This is a genomic window from Arthrobacter sp. PM3 (assembly GCF_003352915.1).
Classification (GTDB): domain Bacteria; phylum Actinomycetota; class Actinomycetes; order Actinomycetales; family Micrococcaceae; genus Arthrobacter.
In genome coordinates, this window is sequence record NZ_CP022314.1 from 2,179,195 (window position 1) to 2,197,980 (window position 18,786).

The 18,786-nt window shown below is 67.9% G+C and carries 14 protein-coding genes and 1 tRNA gene; 8 read left to right on the forward strand and 7 right to left on the reverse strand.

What is annotated here, in order from left to right:
- Nucleotides 1-526: 526 nt before the first annotated feature.
- Entirely contained in the window at nt 527-5,083 is a 4,557-nt protein-coding gene (locus CFN17_RS10070) for an ExeM/NucH family extracellular endonuclease (RefSeq protein WP_208747602.1), read from the reverse strand.
- Nucleotides 5,084-5,504: 421 nt separating this feature from the next.
- The gene (locus CFN17_RS10075; protein ID WP_208747603.1) at nt 5,505-6,308 is read right to left on the reverse strand and encodes a VOC family protein; all 804 of its coding nucleotides are present in this window, start codon (nt 6,306-6,308) and stop codon (nt 5,505-5,507) included.
- 187 nt (nt 6,309-6,495) lie between these two features.
- On the opposite strand from CFN17_RS10075, the gene CFN17_RS10080 reads away from it, so the two are divergent.
- Nucleotides 6,496-7,749 carry a DDE-type integrase/transposase/recombinase gene (locus CFN17_RS10080; RefSeq protein ID WP_261792141.1) on the forward strand — a complete coding sequence of 418 codons (1,254 nt, stop codon included), beginning with the start codon at nt 6,496-6,498 and terminating at the stop codon, nt 7,747-7,749.
- 56 nt (nt 7,750-7,805) lie between these two features.
- Here the strand turns inward: CFN17_RS10080 and CFN17_RS10085 are convergent, their stop codons facing one another.
- From CFN17_RS10085 to CFN17_RS10095, 3 genes are all read right to left on the reverse strand, one after another.
- Complete coding sequence (locus CFN17_RS10085) at nt 7,806-8,630, reverse strand: glycosyl hydrolase (RefSeq protein ID WP_208747604.1); 825 nt, start codon at nt 8,628-8,630, stop codon at nt 7,806-7,808.
- Nucleotides 8,631-8,672: 42 nt separating this feature from the next.
- Nucleotides 8,673-9,992: a hypothetical protein gene (locus tag CFN17_RS10090; RefSeq protein ID WP_208747605.1), complete on the reverse strand. Its 1,320-nt coding sequence runs from the start codon at nt 9,990-9,992 to the stop codon at nt 8,673-8,675.
- A gap of 201 nt (nt 9,993-10,193) precedes the next feature.
- Nucleotides 10,194-10,281: transfer RNA gene (locus CFN17_RS10095), tRNA-Ser, on the reverse strand.
- Between the two features lie 154 nt (nt 10,282-10,435).
- On the opposite strand from CFN17_RS10095, the gene CFN17_RS10100 reads away from it, so the two are divergent.
- The 7 genes from CFN17_RS10100 (at nt 10,436) to CFN17_RS10130 (ending at nt 17,377) form a co-directional block, all read left to right on the forward strand.
- Nucleotides 10,436-11,419: an NAD(P)H-quinone oxidoreductase gene (locus CFN17_RS10100; RefSeq protein ID WP_208747606.1), complete on the forward strand. Its 984-nt coding sequence runs from the start codon at nt 10,436-10,438 to the stop codon at nt 11,417-11,419.
- Between the two features lie 112 nt (nt 11,420-11,531).
- A complete protein-coding gene (locus tag CFN17_RS10105; RefSeq protein WP_208747607.1) occupies nt 11,532-12,068 on the forward strand; it encodes a PadR family transcriptional regulator in 537 nt (178 codons plus the stop codon).
- A 177-nt stretch (nt 12,069-12,245) separates the two neighbouring features.
- Nucleotides 12,246-14,576 (forward strand): carbon starvation CstA family protein, encoded by a 2,331-nt coding sequence (locus CFN17_RS10110; protein WP_261792142.1) that lies wholly within the window; start codon nt 12,246-12,248, stop codon nt 14,574-14,576.
- A 13-nt stretch (nt 14,577-14,589) separates the two neighbouring features.
- The gene (locus CFN17_RS10115; protein ID WP_208747608.1) at nt 14,590-14,781 is read left to right on the forward strand and encodes a YbdD/YjiX family protein; all 192 of its coding nucleotides are present in this window, start codon (nt 14,590-14,592) and stop codon (nt 14,779-14,781) included.
- A gap of 112 nt (nt 14,782-14,893) precedes the next feature.
- Entirely contained in the window at nt 14,894-15,577 is a 684-nt protein-coding gene (locus CFN17_RS10120) for a bacterial proteasome activator family protein (RefSeq protein ID WP_208747609.1), read from the forward strand.
- A 6-nt stretch (nt 15,578-15,583) separates the two neighbouring features.
- A complete protein-coding gene (locus tag CFN17_RS10125; protein WP_208747610.1) occupies nt 15,584-16,051 on the forward strand; it encodes a hypothetical protein in 468 nt (155 codons plus the stop codon).
- Nucleotides 16,052-16,531: 480 nt separating this feature from the next.
- A complete protein-coding gene (locus CFN17_RS10130; protein WP_208747611.1) occupies nt 16,532-17,377 on the forward strand; it encodes an aldo/keto reductase in 846 nt (281 codons plus the stop codon).
- 76 nt (nt 17,378-17,453) lie between these two features.
- Here the strand turns inward: CFN17_RS10130 and CFN17_RS10135 are convergent, their stop codons facing one another.
- Both CFN17_RS10135 and CFN17_RS10140 read right to left on the reverse strand, forming a co-directional pair.
- Nucleotides 17,454-17,702 (reverse strand): hypothetical protein, encoded by a 249-nt coding sequence (locus CFN17_RS10135; RefSeq protein WP_208751613.1) that lies wholly within the window; start codon nt 17,700-17,702, stop codon nt 17,454-17,456.
- Nucleotides 17,703-17,738: 36 nt separating this feature from the next.
- Nucleotides 17,739-18,752 carry a hypothetical protein gene (locus tag CFN17_RS10140; RefSeq protein WP_208747612.1) on the reverse strand — a complete coding sequence of 338 codons (1,014 nt, stop codon included), beginning with the start codon at nt 18,750-18,752 and terminating at the stop codon, nt 17,739-17,741.
- Nucleotides 18,753-18,786 lie beyond the last annotated feature (34 nt).

Genomic DNA, 18,786 nt, shown 5'->3' on the forward strand with positions numbered 1-18,786 from the left:
GCGCGCCCGCGAGGAATGAGCATGCTCTCCTGTGGGCTTGAGCAACGGACACTTGGGGTCTATGTCCAGTCCTGCGGGCAAGGGGTGGGCATGCCCCGCGGCAAGCACCTGCCATGAATGAGCATGTTCTCCCGGCGCGCCCGCGAGGAATGAGCATGCTCTCCTGTGGGCTTGAGCAGCGGACACTTGGGGTCTATGTCCAGTCCTGCGGGCAAGGGGTGGGCATGCCCCGCGGCAAGCACCTGCCATTAATGAGCATGCTCTCCACGGGGGCTGCTACGAATGCGCATGCTCTCCGCGGGTGGCCGCGAGAAATGAGCATGCCCTCCCTTGGGCCCGTGCGTTGGACACTTGGTGCCTATGTCCATTGCCGCGGGCCAGGGGAGGGCATGCTCAGTGGTGGGGCTCGGGAACCCCGGGGCTCAGGAACTCCGGGGCTCGGGAACCCCGGGGCTCAGGAACTCCGGGGCCCGCGAACCCCGGAGGCGCCAACGCACCCCCGGGGTCCGGGAACCCGGGCCAGGGATCAGCCCTTGAGGCACTTCCGGTAGGCGGCCATGGCCTGACCGTAGTTCACCTGGCCCACGAGGTCCCCGGGCCGGGCAGGCTTGACCGGCGGGGTGCACTTCGGCGGGACGGGGGTGGTGGCCGCGACCAGCACGGCGGTCTTCACCACGGTCCCGGACTCGACGGCGGTCAGCACCAGGGTGCCGGTGCCGGCGGCCGCTCCCGCAGGAACCTTCACATCCACGCTCGCAGCACCGGCGGAAACCGGCACCGTGCCAAGCGACGTCACAGCACCCGCGGCATCCGTGAACTCGGCGCGCAGGGCGGTGTTGACCGGGCTGCCCAGCGAGGTCAGGTCCAGCTTGGCGACCGAGAGCGTGATGGAGTCCCCGCTCTTGACCTCGGCCGCGGTCGAGTTCACCACCGCCACGGATCGGCGCGCGAAGTCCGGAGAGACCGGGGTATGGGTCTGCAGGTACTTGATCCACGCGTCCCGGTCCACCAGGCCGGAGTCCTTGGTGCCGGCGCCTTCCTTGAAGATGCGGAAGTTGTCGCCACCGGTAGCCAGGAAGTTGAACGTTCCAATCCGGTAGGACTTCGCCGGGTCGATCAGTACACCGCTGACCCGGACCGAGGTGATGCGGTCACCGGCGGCGCGGGCGGCGTCGTAGGTGTAGTTGACGTTCTTGGACAGGCCCAGCTGCTGGTAAGCACGGCTGGGAACCGTCCCATCCGGGTTGGTCTGCCACTGCTGCTCCAGGAGCGTCTTGAACTGGGCGCCGGTCAGGGACGTGGTCCACAGATTGTTCACGAACGGCAGCACCGCGTTGGCCTCCGCGTAGGTGATGGTGCCGTCCGGCGCGTAGTACAGCTCGTTGCGCAGGCCGCCGGGGTTCACGACGCCGATTTCGGCGCCGCCGAGTTCCGGCGCCTTCAGCGCATCCACGAGCGAGTCCGCCACGAGGTTGCCCAGCGTGGATTCGCTGGCCCGGTCATCACGCACGGCCGGGGACCCGCCGAAGGCCGTCGTAATGTCGGCCGTGACTTTGCCGACCGGCTGGTTGCCCACCACCGCGGCGTCGGCCAGGGCCTTGTCCACGATGGCCTTGACGGCAGCGACCCGGGGATACTGGGCCACAAGATCGGCCGCCGGCTGCGCCGCACTGGTGGTGCGCTGCACGTTCCCGGCCTTGTACCCGGTCACGGACATGGTCCTGGTGTCGACGGTCAGCTGAATCTGGCCGATGAACTCGCCGTAGTTCCCGGTCTGGACGATCGGGCGGGTCTTGCCGGTGGGCTGGCCTGCCGCGTCCAGGACGGGGGCGTCCCAGGCGTACTGCTTGTGGGTGTGCCCGTTGAAGATCGCGGCGACATCCGGAGTGACCTTTTGGACCATCTTGGCGAAGGGGCCGCCGGCGGCGACTTCCTGCTCCAGCGTGGCGCCTTCGGGTGCGCCGGACCCGGCGCCGTCGTGGTTCTCCACGATGATGACGTCGGCGAGCCTGTCCGCCTTGATCTTCGCCGCCACCCGGTTGATGGCATCCACGGGATCGCCGAACTCAAGGTCAGCGATGCCCGACGGCGTGACCAGGGACGGGACCTCCTGGGTCACGGTGCCGATCACGGCCACCTTGATGCCGTTCATTTCCAGGACCGTGTATTCCGGCAGGGCCGGCTCGGTGGTGCCCTTCTTGTAGACGTTGGCGCCCAGGTAGGGGAACTTCGCGTTGGTCCCGCCGGCGGTGACCCGGTCGTGCAGGTCCGCCCAGCCGCCGTCGAACTCGTGGTTGCCCACCGCGGAAGTGCGCAGGTCCAGGGCGTTCAGCACGTCGATGGTCGGCTGATCCTTGGCGATCGCCGAGGCGAACAGGGAGGCGCCGATGTTGTCGCCGGCCGAAAGGAATGCCGTGGCGCCCGGGGCGGCGGCGGCACGGAGCTTTTCGATGGTCCCGGCGAAGAACACGGTGTTGGAATCGATGCGGCCGTGGAAGTCGTTGATGCCCAGGAAGTTCAGCTCAACGCTGGCCGGCGTGGCGGGCAGATCCAGTCCCACCACCACGGGATCGTGGTCGCTGGCCCGGAACTGGTCCGGAGCGTAGTAGTCGGTGACGTTGTTGTTGTAGCGGCTGTACTCCAGCGCCACGGACTCCACGGAGTTGATGTTCCAGATGTCCGCGCCGGTGACCGCGGCGTTGGCTGCGGGGGAGGCGAGGATGTGGTCCAGCGAGCCCACCAGGCCGCCGAAGAGGTAAGAGTGCTTGGCCGAGCCGTCGGCGTTCTTCGCCTTCTCGTCCTGGTTGACGTACCCGGCGCCGGTGAGGACGTTGATCGGGTCCTCCTTGGCGTAGGAGTTGAAGTCACCGATCAGGAAGACCTTGTCTGTGCCCTTGGACTTCCGCAGTTCGTCGGCAAACGCCAGCAGGGACTTTGCCTGGGCGGTGCGGGCGAGGTTGGAGGCGCCCTGGCCCTTGTCGGTGTCATCCGGCGTGGCGGCGGAGCCCTTGGACTTGAAGTGGTTGGCGATCGCGATGAACTTCTTGTCATCGGCAGCGCCCACGGGTTTGAAGACCTGTGCCAGCGGTTTGCGGGCGCTGGCGAACGCCACTGTGTCGTTGTGGATGATGGACTCGCCGACCGGTTCGGCGGCGGCCTTCTTGAAAATGAACGCGGTGCGGATCATGTCCTCGTCAGCCAGCGGGGGTGCGTTGGCGGGCGTGCGGACGTAGTCCCAGACCCCGGGCGTGGCGATGTTGAGCGCATCCACCAGCTTGGCCAGGGCGTCGTCCCGGTTCTTGCCGAACTGGGCCGAGTTCTCTACCTCCATCAGGGTGACGACGTCGGCCCCGGCCTTGGAGATGGCGGCGACGATCTTGTCCTGCTGCCGTTTGAAGTTCTCCGCATTCGCCGCGCCGCGGACGTCGCAGCCGCCCTTGACGGTGATGGGGTTGCCGTCGCGGTCCGGGTAGAAGGTGCAGCCGGCCACCTGGTCGCCGGTGGTGGGGAAGTAGTTCAGCACGTTGAAGGACGCCAGCTTCAGGTTGCCGCCGACGGCGGCCGGGGTGTCCGTGCGGGTGGCGCCGAAGCTTGCCGGCTGCACCGTGTCCGCGTTGGCGGCCGTCAGCTGGGCCAGCGGCTGGAACTTCCAGGCATTGTTCGCATAGCTGAGCACCACGTTGGTCTTGAACGTCACCGGCGCGCCGACCCGGACATGGTCCGACGGGGTCAGGTAGGGCAGCACCTGGGCCTTGGTGGCGGCGTCCTTGAGGAAGTTGGTGGTGGCGCCGTCGTCGAGCTTGATGCCGCGGGCGGTGTTGGCAGCGACGGCGGCGGTGTACTCCGCAGAGCCGAAAGGCGCGACGGCGGTGGGCTGGGCCAGCGGGGTGGTGCCGCCGGCCAGGCCGATTTCACCGTACTGGTTCAGCGAGAAGTTGTCGGCCACCGTGACGGGACCCTGCGGGGTCAGGAGCATGCCTTCGAGGGATTCCCGGAAGGCCTCGTCGGCGGGGAGCGTGAAGCCCGTGGCCTTGACCTCGGGGACCGCGTCGCTGAGCTCCCTCAGGTCCGCCGCGGCGGCTACGCTCAGCTGGGTCATGCCGAAGTATTCGCTGACGGCGCCGGTGACCTCGACGTAGTCGCCGATCCGGACCGTGCCCACTGTGGCGGGGGAGTAGACGAACAGGCCGTCCGAGGCCGCGTGGTTGGCCGGTGTGAGATCGCCGCCGGTGCCGGGGGTCTGGATGTAGTAGCCGGCGAATCCGCCGGTGGGAAAGGCCGCGGTGACCTTGCCGCGCGTGGTCACGGTGGTTCCGGCCAGCGGGCTCGCCGCGCCGCTGCCCTGGATTTCGGCGATGGTTTTTGCCGCCGGTGGCGTGCCGGGGTCGACGGGCGGGTCGACGGGTCCCGGATCGGTGGTGCCGTTGGTGGCCTTCGGGGTGATGGCCGCGTTGAGGGTGAAGTCGGCGAGGTTGTTGTTGGTGTCCGCGCCGTTGCTGCGGTTCAGGCTCTTGACGTCCGTATTGCCCGACGGCGCCGCGGCCGCCTGCGTCTCGAAGGTGTTGGAGGTGCCGTAGCCGAGGAGGTCGGCGACGTTGGCCGGTTCGATGACCGAGCCCGCCGCCAGCGGGGTGAGTGCGGCGGCCTGCCGGGCCAGCACGATTGTGCCGCCGCCTCCGGCCGGGTTAAAGCCGGTGGCCGTGGCGTCCGCAGCGGGCAGGTCTGCGCCGGCGGTGCCGTTGCTGCCGCCCTTGAGCAGGTAGTAGCCCTTCGCGGGGATGCTGCCGGTCAGGGCCGCGACGGAGCTCGGCGTCCCCGAGCCGGTGGCGGAGCGGTACTGGACGGACCAGCCCTCCAGCGACACGGGCGCGTCGGAGTTGTTGTAGAGCTCGACGAACTTGTTCTTGAAGGCCGCGCCGGAGCTGCCGCCGCTCAGATACGCCTCGTTGATAGTCACCGGCGAGGTTCCGGTTGCCGCCGGGGAGGCCTCCACGGCGTTGGCTGGCGCGGCTGCCAGCGGGGCGGCTATGAGCGCCGCCGACAGTGCTGTGCCCAGCACAGATTTCCAGGGTGTTTGTTTCATCCGCTCTAACTCTCATCAGGGTGCCCCGGGTAAAGGGCGGTGCAGTTAAAAAGGCAGGGTGCAGTGCGTCCGCAGGATGCAGCGGACAGTGGCCGGCTTGAACTCCTGGTCAAGTCATGCCGGGCCCATCCAAACAGGGGTGAATGAACAACGTATGGATTAAACGTGCATTCGGCGGGACGTCCCCCAGCGAGACGCGCCGCAGCCGTCCCGGAGCGGCTCGAAAGCCCCGGGCAACGGTGACGGGTGGTGCAGGTGAGCGGTGTCCGGGTGCCTCCACCGGACGCTCCACAGCAGAATACCGGCCAGTAGCCTGAGGAAAAGGCACTGGCCGGTATTTTTTACAACAATTTTTGTAATTGGGGGACGCAGGCTGCCCGGCGCGGCTAGAGCCCCTGCGGATTGCGGATGGCGGGTGCGGCTAGGCCTCCGGCGCCGCCTGGGCGCCCTGTCCCGTGTCCGCCACGATCTTGAACACCGCACCGGTGGGGTCGGACAGGGTGGCAAGCCGGCCGAAGGGGGTGTCGTCCGGTCCGTCGATCACCGTCGCGCCGAGAGAGACAGCCTGGGCGATCGTGGCGTCCGTGTCCTCAACGGCGAAGTAGACCTGCCAGCTGGACGGAACCTCGGCCGGCAGAAAGGCCGAGGCGTCCATGATGCCGGCCTTCGCCGTAGGCCCTGCGCCCAAGGTGGTGTAGCGGAATTCCGGGGTGTCGCTCATGACGTCGGTGTCCCAGCCAAACACATCCTGGTAGAACGTGACGGCGGTAGCGTAATCCTTGGTGTGGAGTTCGTGCCAGGCCGGTGCGCCCGGTTCGGCCGCAAGTTCGTAACCCGTCATCCCGGCCGGCTGCCATACGCCGATCGACGCGCCGGTGGGGTCGCCGATCATCGCCATGCTGCCCTGTTCGGGAACTTCCATGGGCTGCATGTAGACCTGGCCGCCGTGTTCCTCGGCAGCCTGGACGGTGGCCTCTGCGTCCTCGCTCCGCAGGTACGTGGACCACATGTCCGGCCAACCGGCCTGGTCCGGCCGCTGCTGCATTATGCCGGCCACGGACTTCCCGTCCTTCCAGGCCGTGATGTAGCCGCCGTACTTTTCCTCGTCGCCGGTCTGATAGGTCCAGCCGAACAGTGTGCCGTAAAACAGCTTGGCCTGTTCGGCATCCGATGTCATGAGGTCGATCCAGCATGGTGCGCCGTTGGAGTGGTCGGGTGCGGGCACGGGGGCTCCTGACTGTGTGGTGGGGAACTGTGTGGTGGGGGCGGGCTGGTGGAAACACACAGAGACTATTCCGCGGCACCGACAGTTTCAATGGTGCGCGTTGACTCATTGGAAAGGTCCGCGGGGCCGGATACGTTGCCTCATTGGAAAAGGTCCGGGAAGGAGCGGGCGCGGACATCCTTGAGGGATGGGACTGACGATGGGCCAGCGCAAGGCTGTCACGGTGATCAAGGCCCGGGCGTATGCCCGCGGGAGCCGGCCAGAAAAGGTGCGGATCCTGGATGAGTTGGTGGAGTTGACGGGCTGGAACCGGGACTACGCGCGGCGGGCTTTGCGGCAGGCGCTTGAGCTTCGGCCGGTGCGGGACCGTCCGCTGCGTCCTCCGCTGTATGGTCCGCGGGTCATCGAGGCGTTGGTGGTCTGCTGGGCGGTGCTGAGGGCTCCGGCGGGCAAGCGCCTTGCCCCGATGCTGCCGGTGCTGGTGCCGTTGCTGCGCCGGGACGGGGAGCTGGTGCTCTCGGATGAGGAGGCGGAGTTGCTGATGCGGATGAGCGCGGCGACGATCGACCGCCGGCTGGCTCCGGAGCGGGCCAAGCAGGTGTTGCGGGGCCGGTCGCACACCAAACCGGGATCGTTGTTGAAGTCCCAGATTCCGGTCCGGACCTGGGCGGACTGGGACGACGCCGTCCCGGGGTTTGTGGAGATCGACCTGGTCGGTCATGAAGGCGGGGTGGCGGCCTCCGGGCAGTTCTGCTTCACCCTGACGGTCACGGACATCGCCACGGGGTGGACCGTGAACCGGTCCGTGCCGAACAAGGCGCAGAAATGGGTGTTCGCGGCCCTGCAGTACGCGCTGGGCCGGTTCCCGTTCCCGATCTGCGGGATCGATTCGGACAACGGCTCCGAGTTCATCAACGACTACCTGCTCGAGTACTGCCATGCCCGGCAGATCACGTTCACGAGGTCCCGGCCGGGGAACAAGAACGACGGGGCCCACGTGGAGCAGAAGAACTGGGCCAGGGTCCGGGAGCTGGTCGGCTACTACCGCTACGACACCGCCGCGGAACTGGAGAAGCTCAACGAGATCTGGGAGCTGGATGCGCTCTTCACGAACTACCTGCTCCCGCAGCAGAAGCTGCTCTCCAAAGAACGCCACGGCGCGAAGGTCATCAAGAAGCATGACGGAGCGCTCACCCCGCACCAGCGTGCCGCCCGCCACCCCGATGTCCGGAAACGGCCCGTTATCGCCATGAACGCCCAGTTCAAACGGCTAAAACCCGGGGCGCTGTCGCGCCGGATCCTGGCCTTGACCGGGGAACTGGAAACACTCGCACAGGCCAAAGCCGCACCCCGCAACTACAAGATCAACACCGCGTTCAACCCGCCCCTGAACCGGACCTTTTCACATGAGGCAACGAAGCACCCTTCCCGGACCTATTGACATGAGGCAACAGGTGGTGCTGCCGCAGGCGTTCAACGGTGCCGTCGCGGGTGCGTCTACAGCGAGGCGTAGAGCCTGCCCGTTGACGTCAGGGTGCCGTCCAGGTTGAACAGGGAAGACGTGCCCATGATGGGGTCGTTGATCGGGCGCTGCTTCCATGCGAACCGTTCCACATAGGGCATTTTGCGCATGCCCGCCACGGTCTCCCGCATGAACTTCTCGACCATCGGGCGGGTGTAGATGCTGCGGCGGGTCTTGGTGGCGTTCCAGTCCGCGACAGCGTATTCCGTAACCCAGACGGGCCGTTGATACTTCTCGTGCAGGGCGGCGACCTTCCGGAGGAAACTGTCTGAATTCGGCCAGGCGTAGCAGTGCATGGTCATGAAGTCGACCCGCAGATGTTCCCGCTTGGCCCTGAGCATGAACTGCTCCAGCCAGCGGCTCGTCGAGTTGACGGTGGCGGGAGATCCCAACCGCAGGCCGGTCGTCTGCAGCAGCGGCCACAGCCGGACGGCCTGGTCGACGGACATGTTGGCCTGGAGCGGGTGGTCGGGTTCGTTGAAGCCGAGAAGGTTCTGGGTGTGGGTCTGCCGCAATTCCCGGTTCACGAACCCGAGGGCGTCCTGTTCCAGGAGGCGGCGGGCGTCTTTGATCATGGGGACGAACGGGAGCTTCGTGTACGTGCGGGTGTGCTGCCAGGTGTAGTACCAGTCGGGATTCAGGCTCTTGATCTGACGGAAGGACAGGGCGTCACTGCCGCCGTTGGAGGCGCCTTTGAGGGCCCGGGCGGTCGCCGCCTGGGCCGATCCGGCACCGGCCGCCATCAGCCCAGGGGCTGCCAGGGCGGCCAGTGGCAGTGCGAGAAATGTTCGGCGTTCCATGTGTTCCTTCAACTGGTCGGGGCCTTGGCGTCAGGTGATCCCTTAGGCCCGGTATTGTGCGCGCAGGGCCGCAACGGCGGCGGCGTACTTGTCGCCGGCTGCGGCGAAAGCTGCGCGCGTGGCCGCGAGCCGGGTATCGTGGCCTGCCACCGCCCGGGCGTATTTGCTGCGGAGCGCGGCGGTGCTGGTTTTGTACCTGGCTACGTCTTTGGCGTGGGTGTCCGCGAGCTGGGCGCGCTTGACGGTGTAGTCGGCCCGGGATTTGGTGTACGCGTCGCGGAGCGCGGCGATTCGCGCGTCCCGGGCCGGGGCTTCCTTGGCATAGGCGGCCTTGAGCCGGGCCTTGGCTTTCTTGTAGTCGGTCCTGGACTGGGCGTACGCATCCTTGAGGGCCTGGATGCGGTCCGTCTTGGCCTGGGATGCGCTGGCATATTGTGCTTTCAGCTGTGCCCGCGCGGCGGCGTAGTCGGCCTGGGAACGGGTGTACCCGTCCCTGAGTGCCTGGATGCGGGCATCCCTGGCGGGGGCCTCCTTGGCGTACGCCGTTTTGAGTGCGGCTAGTTCTGCTTCGTAGGCGGCAGCGGCTTTCGTGTGGGCCGCCCTCAGATCGTCTTTGGCTGCTGTGGTTGTCGCTGCGGCGTAGTCCTTGGCGTAGGCGGCCTTCTCCGCGGCGTGTGCCGCCTTGGCCTTCTCCACTGCGGCGTTGTAGGCGACCCTCTTGGCGGCGTAGTTGGCCTTTTCGTTGGCAATGGCACGGTCGAGCGCCGGCCTCTTCAGCCTGTTCGCATCGGCAAGGGCGGCAAGGTCCTTGGTGTAGGCCGTGGTCTTCCGGTCGAAGGCTGCCCGTTCGGCGGCGATGTCCCGGCCCAAGGCGGGGCGTTTCTCGTCCTGGGCGGCGGCGAGGTCCTTCAGGGCTTTCGCGTTTGCTGCGGTTTTCCGGGCGTAGCTTGCCTTTTCCGCGGCAAGGGCCTTGTTCAGCGCGGGCCGCTGTGCGTTTTTCGATTTGGTGAGCGCGGCGACTGCCTTCTCGTAGGCCGAGTCCTTGGCGTCGAGGTCGGCGCGCTTGGCGGCGAGCGCTTTGTCCAAGGCGGGCCGGAGGTTCTGCTGGTACGCGTACTCGCTGGCCTGGTCGTCCACGAACCGCTGGGCCGCCGTCTGGTAGTCGGCGATGAGGGTGATGAGGGCGGCGTTATACGCGGCCTTGGTCATGGGGGCGGAAAGCGCAGCGGCCGCCATGCCGGCGGGGCGGCTGGCAGCCGCCTGGGTTGCGGCGTTGGCCGCCGGCGCCACTGCCGCCGCACCAAAGGCAAGCGCGAGGCTGAGGCCAAAGATGCTGGTGATACTGGTGGTGTTCTTGTGCACGAGGCCGATCGTACAGGACCGTTTTGTTTTTCGGGCGGCCGGATGGTACATAGGCGGAAAGCTTGCGCAGATCCTGCGGAAGGCAGGGGGCCGACGGCGGCATACCGTCACCCAGGCGGACTGGCCGGACGAGAGAGGCCGGCTGAAGCAATCTTCCGATCGCCGCAGCCGGCCCTGAACCGCGCCAACTCGGCGCTTCCGCGGAAGGTAAGAGATTCGAACTCTTGGTACGGGGTTACCGCACACTGGTTTTCAAGACCAGCTCCATCGGCCACTCGGACAACCTTCCCTAGCTAGTAGTCTTTCATAGGCAGTCGGCTGCCACAAAAACGCGCAGCGCTTGCGGATGCGCGGCGCTCCCCGCCATATTCTGGGGAGAGATGTTGATAGGACCTGGTCTTCGCGGCGCGCGCACGGAGCCAGTTAGGAATCGGGAGTGCTCCATGAAGGCTGTCTATATCTCAGAGCCCGGCGGCCCCGAGGTCCTGGAAGTCCGTGAGGTCGAGGCCCCGGTTGCCGGCCCCGGCGAGGTACTGATCGACGTCGTGGCCGCGGGCCTCAACCGGGCCGACGTCCAGCAGCGCAGGGGGTTCTACCCGCCGCCTCCGGGCGCCTCCGAGATTCCCGGGCTGGAGATCTCCGGGCGGATTGCGGGCTTCGGTCCGGGCGTCACCAAGGCCTTCTCCGTGGGGGACAAGGTAGTGGCGCTGCTCTCCGGCGGCGGCTACGCCCAGAAGGTGGCCGTGCCGGCAGGGCAGGTGCTGAGAGTCCCCGACGGTGTGGACCTGGTCACGGCGGCGGCCTTGCCGGAAGTGGCCGCCACTGTCTACTCCAACCTCATCATGACGGCGCAGCTGCAGCCGGGCGAGACTGTCCTCATCCATGGCGCCACGGGCGGCATCGGCACCATGGCCATCCAGCTGGCCAAGGCCGTCGGTGCCCGGGTGGCAACGACGGCCGGCAATGCGGAGAAGGTCGGCACCGCGAAAGCGTTCCTCGGCGCGGACATCGCCATTAACTACGCGGAGGAAAACTTCCCCGAGAGTCTCCGCGCGCAGAACGGCGGCCACGGCGCGGACGTGATCCTCGACGTCGTCGGCGCCAAATACCTCGCACAGAACATCGACGCCCTGGCCGACTACGGCCGGCTGGTGGTGATCGGGCTGCAGGGCGGGACCAAAGCGGAACTGGACCTCGGACAGTTGCTGTCGAAACGTGCCGCCATCATTGCCACGGCCCTGCGTCCCCGCCCGGTCGAAGAAAAGACAGTGATCATGAATGCCGTCCGTGACGCCGTCTGGCCGATGCTGACCGACGGCAGGATCAGGCCCCTTGTGGCAAAAACTTTCCCTCTGGACCAGGCCGCCGCCGCGCACGCGTACTTCGACTCAGGCGACCACGTGGGCAAAGTCCTGCTGGTCATGTAGCCGGGCTGTTTTGCCGGAACGGCATGAATCACGCTAACGTAATTCCATACGCGGTATACACGCGTCTTGGGGCGCGTGTATGCTGTGTGGTTTCCTGACCTTCGGGAGCGCCATGTCCATTCGCCACAGTCTCCTTGCCCTCCTGCAGGACCGGCCGCGCTACGGGTATCAGCTCAGAGCCGAGTTCGAGGACCGCACCGGTGCGTCGTGGCCGCTGAACATCGGGCAGGTCTACACCACCCTCGACCGGCTGGAACGCGACGGGCTGGTCCAAAACGACGGCAGCGACGGCGACGGGCACGTCATCTACAGCATCACGCCGGCCGGCCGGACCGAAGCCCGGAACTGGTTCGCGGCCCCGGTCGCCCGCACCAGCCCGCCCCGGAATGAACTGGCCATCAAGCTCGCCCTTGGCCTCACGATCCCCGGGACGGACGTCGGCGCCATCATCCAGGCCCAACGCGCCGTCTCGATCCGCGCGCTGCAGGAATACACGAAATCCCGCCGTGACACAGCCGCCCTGCAGCGCCCGGCCGATACCGCCAGGCTGCTGGTCCTGGACTCCCTGATCTTCCAGACCGAGGCCGAGGTGCGCTGGCTGGACCTCTGCGAGGCCCGCATGCTGCAGCTCAGCAACCCCCCGGCCTAGCCGCAACGCCGCCCGGGTCCGGGGTCCCCTTCCCGGCCGTTCACCGCGCACGGCCGACCGTTCGTCGCGCAAACCGCGCCGCCGGGCGCAGGGCAGGCGTCAGCACGGGGCCGCGTTGGTAAGGTGCCGGGGGCAGCGCTCACTGGGCTGCCCCGCAGGGTTTCTCAAGGAGGAGACATGGGCACAAGGCCAGACGGCACACTAGGCGACAGTACGCACGGCGAGACTACGAGCGGCGCCGTGAAACTCGACGACGGGCTCGCACCCGACCCGTCCCTTCCGCCGACGTCGGTGGATGAGGCGGTCCGCGAGGCCGCGGACCGCAAATGGACCCCCGGCAAGATCGCGCTGTGGACGGCCATCGCACTGCTGGGCGGCGTCGCCTGGTTCATGCTCGCCATCATCCGCGGCGAAACCGTCAATGCGATCTGGTTTGTGTTCGCGTCGGTCTGCACCTACCTCATCGGTTACCGTTTCTACTCCAAAGTCATCGAGCGATACCTCCTCAAGCCCAATGACCGCCGGGCCACACCGGCCGAATACAAGGCCGACGGCAAGGATTACGTCCGCACGGACCGCAACGTCCTGTTCGGCCACCACTTCGCCGCCATCGCCGGCGCCGGTCCCCTCGTGGGCCCGGTCATCGCGGCGCAGATGGGCTACCTCCCCGGCACCATCTGGATCATCATCGGCGTCGTCCTCGCCGGCGCCGTCCAGGACTACCTTGTCCTGTTCTTCTCCATGCGCCGCGGCGGACGTTCGCTCGGACAGATGGCCCGCGAAGAACTCGGCGTGATCGGCGGGACCGCCGCCCTGATCGCAACCCTGCTCATCATGGTGATCATCGTCGCCATCCTGGCCCTCGTGGTGGTCAACGCCCTCGGCGAAAGCCCGTGGGGTGTCTTCTCGGTGGGCATGACCATCCCGATCGCCCTCTTCATGGGTGTCTACCTGCGCTACCTCCGGCCGGGCAAAGTCATGGAGGTCTCCATCATCGGCTTCGTGCTGCTCATGGCCGCCATCATCGGCGGCGGGGCCGTGGCGGGCACCGAATGGGGCGCGGCGTTCTTCCACCTGGACAAGGTCACCATCGCCTGGGGCCTCATCATCTACGGCTTCATTGCGGCGATCCTTCCCGTCTGGCTCCTCCTGGCCCCCCGCGACTACCTCTCCACTTTCATGAAGATCGGCGTGATCGTGATGCTGGCCCTGGCCATCATCGTGGTCCGCCCGGAGATCACCGTCCCGGCCTTCAGTGAGTTCGCCGGCCGTGACAACGGCCCGGTCTTCTCCGGCGCCCTCTTCCCGTTCTTGTTCGTGACCATCGCCTGCGGCGCCCTCTCCGGCTTCCACGCCCTGATCTCCTCCGGCACCACCCCGAAACTGATCGAGAAGGAACGCCAGACGCGCCTGATCGGCTACGGCGGCATGCTCATGGAGTCCTTCGTGGCCATCATGGCCCTCGTGGCCGCGATCTCCATTGACCGCGGCATCTACTTCGCCATGAACGCCCCCGTGGCGCTGACAGGCGGCACGGTCGAGACCGCCGCTGCGTGGGTCAACAGCCTGGGCCTGTCCGGCGTCAACATCGCCCCCGGCGACCTCGCCCAGACCGCCAAAGACGTGGGGGAGCAGAGCATTGTGTCCCGCTCGGGCGGTGCCCCCACGCTCGCCGTCGGCCTGGCCCACATCATGCAGCAGTTCATCGGCGGCACCGCGATGATGGCCTTCTGGTACCACTTCGCCATTATGTTCGAAGCCCTGTTCATCCTCACCGCGGTCGACGCCGGGACCCGGGTTGCGCGCTTCATGCTGCAGGATTCGATCGGCAACTTCGTCCCCAAGTTCAAGGAACACTCGTGGCGCCCGGGCGCCTGGCTGTGCACCGCCATCATGGTGGCGGCCTGGGGCGCGGTGTTGCTGATGGGCGTCACCGACCCGCTGGGCGGCATCAACACCCTCTTCCCCCTGTTCGGGATCGCCAACCAGCTGCTCGCGGCCATCGCCCTCTCGGTATGCCTGGCCATCGCTGCCAAGCGGACCGCCCTGAAGTACCTGTGGATCGCGGCAGTCCCGCTGGCCTTTGCCGCCGTCGTCACCATCACGGCGAGCTTCTACAAGATCTTCTCGCCCGTTCCGGCGGTGGGCTACTTCGCCAACAACGCGGCCTTCGCCAAGGCCCTGGCGGACGGCAAGACCTCTTTCGGCACGGCGAAGACCCAGGCGGCCATGGAAGCCGTGGTCCGCAACACCATGATCCAGGGCTGGCTGTCGATCATCTTCGTGGTGCTGAGCATCATCGTGATCATCACCGCCGTGATGGCAACCATCAAGGCCCTCCGGAACACGGCGGCGGGGCTCCCCAACGCCGAGAACGAGGACCCCGCCCGCGCCTCGCGCGTCTTCGCCCCGGCCGGGTTCATCCCCACCGTGGCGGAACGCGACGTCATGGCCGCGTGGGACAAACTCCCGGCCGGGCAGCGGCTTGAAAAGTCCGGGCACCACTGATGCCGGCCCGCAAGTGAACGCGGTAATCGCCGCGTTCCGGGGGTTTTCCGGGTACCTCGGCGGCGTCCTGGGCGCCGATGCCTACAAGAAGTACCTGGAACACCACGCGTCCTCGGGCCACGCCGGCCCGCCGCTGACGGAACGGGAGTTCTGGCGGGACCGCACCGACCGGCAGGACACCAGTCCCCAGCAACGCTGTTGCTGAGCTGGTGTTGTTGAGCCGGTGCTGCTGACCGGACCGTGACGCGGCCGGCGCCGCCCCTTCGCTTCGGGCGGACGCCGGCCCCGCGCGGCCGGGTGCGTGAGAGTATGAAGCCATGAGCGATCAGGACGACACTCAGCCACGCACCGGGACGGCCGACGACGTGCCCGTCGAAGGCACCCCCCTGGACGACGGGGCGCCCGCGGGCCCCGGACACCTGGCGGGGCCGGCCGACCTGCCGGCCGGCCGCGCCAACCCTCCGGGCACCGGGTCCCGGCCCCCGCAGGGCGGCGACCCCCAGGACCTGGTGGATCAGCCCGCCAAGGTCATGCGGATCGGCACCATGATCAAACAGCTACTGGACGAGGTGAAGTCCGCACCGCTGGACAACGCGGCCAGGGTCCGGCTGGCGGAAATCCACGACCGATCGATCAAGGAACTCGAGGACGGACTCGCTCCCGAGCTCGTTGAAGAGCTCGAACGGATCAGCCTCCCCTTCCCGGAGGACACGACCCCCTCCGACGCCGAGCTGCGGATCGCCCAGGCCCAGCTGGTCGGCTGGCTCGAGGGGCTCTTCCACGGCATCCAGACCGCCATCGCGGCCCAGCACGCGGCCCGGGAGCACGCCTACGCGCAGATGCAGCTGCGCCAGCTGCCGCCGGGAACGGTGATTGCGCCCGGCGTCATCATCGGGGAAAACGGCGAGCCGGTCCGCGCCGCGGCGCCCCGGCGTGGCGCCGACCCCTCCCAGCCTCCCGAGCCCGCCGACCCGGACCACGGCCCGGGCCAGTACCTCTAGACCGCCTTGGGTTTCTTCCCCACGGCGCGGCAGGGGCGCAAGGACGACGCCGAACTCGGCAAGGGCCTCTGGCGGCGCGCCCACGACCGCTTCAACCGCGGCCTGGACCGCTATCACCAGGTCCTCGAGGGCGTTGAGGACGAGACGCTGTACGCCGAGCTCGTGGACATCGCGGACCAGCTCTCGGCGCTGGGTCCCCGGGTCCGGGAGGTCTGCGCGGAGGCCCAGCGGCGTTACCCCAGCAGCGGACTGGACATTCCGGGCCCGCTGGCAGGGGTCCACCGTGCCCTCTCCATGGCCGGGAATTCGCTGGCAATGACCGCGGAGGCGGCGGCGATGCTCCGCCTCGCCGTGGGCCCAGTCCCGGCGGGCGCGGCGTCCGTGCAGCGACGGGCCGACGCCGTTATCGAACACGTCCATGACGCCGAGCGGCGCCTTGCCGAGGCCGCCGGCAGCGGCGCGGCGCCAGCCTGACCCACGGGTCTGGTGCATGCCCCCGGACACCGGCGGCTGGGTCTTGCCCGGCAGTGACCCCGGCCTCGCTCCCGGGGGGACATGCTCAGTTCGCGACTCCACCATTGGACATGGCAGCACTATGTCCTCTGTTGCCCGCTAAAAATGAGCATGCTCCACGGGGCGGGCGGGGTCCTGGGGGACATGCTCAGTTCGCGACTCCACCATTGGACATGGCAGCACTATGTCCGCTGTTGCCCGCTAAAAATGAGCATGCTCCACGGGGCAGGCGGAATCCTGCGGGGCATGCCCCCGTCGTGACCGCAAAGAATGAGCATGTCCTGCGTGGTGCATGGTGCGTGGTGCGTGGTGGGGTCCTGGGGTGTCCCGGACCCTGGCGGCACCGGGTGCTCCACGTGTCAGGGGTATTCCCGGTTACGCGCCTAGCTTAGCCGGGCCCAGGCGCTGGCCCGGCGGCGCCGATATTGGCAGGATACTTATATGACTTTTTCACCGGAACTGACGTTCAATGACGGCAACACCATTCCCCAGCTCGGCTACGGGGTGTGGCAGGTTGAAGACGACGTGGCGGAGAAGGTAGTGGTCCAGGCTTTCGAGGCCGGATACCGCCACATCGACACCGCCAAGATCTACGGCAACGAAGCGGGCGTGGGCCGCGCCATCGAGCGCTCCGGCCTCAAGCCCGAGGAAATCTTTATCACCACCAAGCTGTGGAACGCGGACCAGGGCTACGAGTCCACCCTGAAGGCGTTCGAAGACTCCATGGACCGCCTCGGCCTGGAGACGCTGGACCTGTACCTCATCCACTGGATGCAGCCCAAGCAGGACAAGTACGTCGACACCTGGAAGGCGCTCATCGAGCTCCAGAAGCAGGGCCGGGTCAAGAGCATCGGCGTCTCCAACTTCACCAAGGAGGGCCTGCAGCGCCTCATCGACGAGACGGGCGTGGTTCCTGCGATCCACCAGATCGAACTGCACCCGTTCTTCAGCCAGGCGGACCTGCGCGAGTTCAACGCCTCCCAGGGCATCCTCACCCAGGCCTGGTCGCCGCTGGGACAGGGCGGTGAGCTCCTCGAGAGCCCTGTCATCTCCCAGATTGCCGCCAAGCACGGTGCCACCCCGGCGCAGGTCGTCATCGCCTGGCACCTGGCTATCGGCAACGTCGTCATCCCGAAGTCGGTGACCGAGTCCCGGATCCGCGAGAACTACGCGGCCCTCGACGTGACCCTCGACGAAACGGACATCCAGGCCATCAACGGACTGGACCGCACCGCCGAAGGCGCCGGCCGGATCGGCCCGGACCCGGCAGTCTCCGACTTCGCCTAAGCACCCTGTCAGCCCGGACGGGCCGGCGTCTGCAGAGGGCCTGCACCCCGCACGGGGTGGGGGCCCTTTCTGCTGCCTAAGCGGCGGCGCGGCGCACCCTCGCCGGGACCACGTCGATGACGGCCCAGCCGTCCTCGCCCGCGACGCACCGGCTCGCGAAACGGTCCGCGGCGCCCGCGTCATCAAAGCTCTCGGTGCGGATCCGGCCGGAGTCGGGGTCCAAGTACGTGACCTCGAAGTACGGGGCGCCGTCGTCCGGAGCGACGCCTCCGCCGGCCTGGAATTCCTGCTGGAAGTTTGCCTGCAGCTCCTGATTGTTCTCCATAATTCCAGTGTGCAGCCGACCCCTGACAGGAAGACTTCACGCCTCCGGCGTGTTGCCGAGCCGCAGCACCCGCTCCCGGGCGAGCACCTCCTTGCGGTGCTGCCGGTCCGCGGCCCGGGCCGTCTGCTGCGCCACGGCCGCCGCCAGCTCGTGCCGCTTCCGCGCTCCTTTTAGCCCGGCCTCGGCCAGGTCAAGGCGCCGCCGGAGATCGCGCGCCTCATCGGCCAGCCCGGCGGCCTCGGCCGCCGCCTCGGCCAGGTCCGCCGCCGCGCGGCGCGCTTCCTCGTCGGCCGCCGCGGCGGCCACCCCGGCCTCCTTCAGGGCCGCCCGCGCCCGCTCCACCGCCGACGGCGTCGGCACCGTTCGCGCCGTGCCGACAGCACGCAGCCGCGGCTGGTCCGCCGGTTCGGCCCCGCGGGTGCCAGGGGAACCGCCGTCGGACGCTTCTTCCGCGGCTCCGGGACCCGTTCCCGGCAGCGCCGGACGTTCCGGGAAACCCGCAGGGGCCGGGACAACCAGATCTTCCGGGACGGCGACCGCGCCCGCGAGATCGACGACGTCGACCCCGTCCGCCGAAAGCGTGCGCAGCAGCCTGCCGCTGCGCACGGCGGCTGCGGCCCCCTGGTCCGTGGTGGCGGCCCGCAGGGTCTGCTCGACTTCCGCCGCGACAGCGGCGCTGAGCGGCCGGCCTTGCTCTGCGGCCACGTCGCGCGCCGCCTTCACGGCCCCGGCCAGCAGTTGCCGCCGTTCCTGCGCCAGGCCACGGAGGGCGGCCGCATCCAGGGCCGACTGCGCTGCCTGCATGGAGGTACCCAGCCGGGCCAGCTCCCGCAGGATGTCAGGACGGTGCACCGCCAGCATGTTGACCGCCCAGGCTGCGACGGAGGGTTTGGGCAGGGCCCGGACTTCAGCCGCCAGACCACGCTGCTGCGGGGCCGGGGTGCCGGCGTCACCGACGCCTTTGGCCGCAGCCGCCCGTGCCGCGATGAACTCGCCGTACGGCAGCGCGTACAGCGGCCCGGCAATGCCCGCGAGGTCCGGGGATCCCATGCAAGAATCATAGAAGTCTTCCGGAGGAGTGTTC